This window comes from Hyphomonas atlantica corrig. (assembly GCF_000682715.1).
GTDB lineage: Bacteria > Pseudomonadota > Alphaproteobacteria > Caulobacterales > Hyphomonadaceae > Hyphomonas > Hyphomonas atlantica.
Genome location: NZ_AWFH01000037.1, coordinates 1 through 1,282, shown reverse-complemented (window position 1 = coordinate 1,282; position 1,282 = coordinate 1). Strand labels below are relative to the sequence as shown.

Genomic DNA, 1,282 nt, shown 5'->3' with positions numbered 1-1,282 from the left:
TCCGCAGCGCCGGAGACACGGAGAGAGGAGAGTTTGTCATCCCGGAAAGCGCATCGCGCTTATCCGGGACCCATATATTTGCTTCCGCAATTTCCGGGATCACGGGAAGGGGCGGGCGTCTATACCGGCCGTGCATAATAGGCGACGGCGTAGTCCGGCCTGTAGCGTTTTTCGCCGATGCGGGCGAAGCCGAGGTGGGTATGGAATTTGTGCGAGCCCGGATTGTCCGGGTCTGTGTTCACTTCTGCGCCGAGCCATTGGCGGCCCTTGGCGATCTCGAAGGCGGCTTCATACAGCCGCTGGCCGAGGCCCTGTCCGCGCGCGGCCTCCGATATCGCGATCCGGTCGACATAGAGCAGGTCGCAGCCTTGTTCCGCCTGCCACGCTTCGAACCAGCGCAGATTGGCGCTGTCATAGGCCAGCGTGCCGGGCTCGATCAGCGCAATGAAACCGAGCGGCGCGCCGCCCGCATCTGTTGCGACAAGACAGGTGGACAGATCAATCCAGCGCTTCAGGCCCTCAGCCGAGTCTTCATGCCCCACTCCGGGCGTCGAGGCCTGGTTGATGGCATAGAGGGCAGGGAGGTCTGAAGGGGCGTAGGGACGGATGGGCATATTCGGGGATGTGGCGCATAGGCCGGGGATTGGCAACAGATTGTGCCGCAAACACAGGACTCATCCTGAGCGGAGCCTGCCCCGGTGAAGGCCGGGGTCAAAGGATGACTTGATACAGGCCGCAACCTCCGCAAGCCCACGCCCAATCCTTCGACTTCGCTCAGGATGAGCGCTAAGGTAGAGCGATGCAGTTCTGGGTCTATCTTCTGCAATGTGCTGACGGGAAATATTATGTCGGCTCCCATCGCGGCAACGATGTTGAGGTGCGCGTTTGGGAGCACAATGAGGGTGTTAATCCCAGAGCATTCACGTTCTCGCGTCGTCCGGTGAAACTGCTCTGGTGCGGGGCGTTTGCCGATCCCGCGGAGATGGTCAGTTTCGAGCGGCAGATGAAAGGCTGGACGCGCGCCAAGAAGGAAGCCTTTGTGCGCGGGGATTGGGAGAGGCTGAAGGAATTGTCAAAATCGCGGACCGCTCCGCCTGTTCGTGAAAGGGGCCGGTTCTACAAATTGACGCATCCGGGCGGGCCGAAGGACGGAGACGCATCCTGAGCCATTTGCTGAACGCAATCCGCCCTCTGACCAGACTCATCCTGAGCGAAGTCTAAGGATGAATTGGCCTGGGTTGCGACTTCATCAAGCCCGCGCCCGTGCTTCGACTTCGCTCAG

At 60.8% G+C, this 1,282-nt stretch carries 2 protein-coding genes; one reads left to right on the top strand and one right to left on the bottom strand.

Features of this window, described 5'->3' with window-relative positions; translation table 11 throughout:
- Positions 1-119: 119 nt before the first annotated feature.
- On the bottom strand, positions 120-614 hold the full coding sequence (locus HY36_RS12645; protein WP_035553464.1) for a GNAT family N-acetyltransferase: 495 nt from the start codon (positions 612-614) through the stop codon (positions 120-122).
- A gap of 185 nt (positions 615-799) precedes the next feature.
- Here HY36_RS12645 and HY36_RS12640 point away from each other — a divergent pair, with 185 nt between their 5' ends.
- The gene (locus tag HY36_RS12640) at positions 800-1,165 is read left to right on the top strand and encodes a GIY-YIG nuclease family protein (protein WP_081806182.1); all 366 of its coding nucleotides are present in this window, start codon (positions 800-802) and stop codon (positions 1,163-1,165) included.
- The last annotated feature ends 117 nt before the right edge of the window (positions 1,166-1,282 follow it).

Excerpts from the sequence above, each read along its gene's own strand:
- HY36_RS12645 (WP_035553464.1), bottom strand. The coding sequence starts at position 614 with ATGCCCATCCGTCCCTACGCCCCTTCAGACCTCCCTGCCCTCTATGCC.
- HY36_RS12640 (WP_081806182.1), top strand. The coding sequence starts at position 800 with ATGCAGTTCTGGGTCTATCTTCTGCAATGTGCTGACGGGAAATATTAT.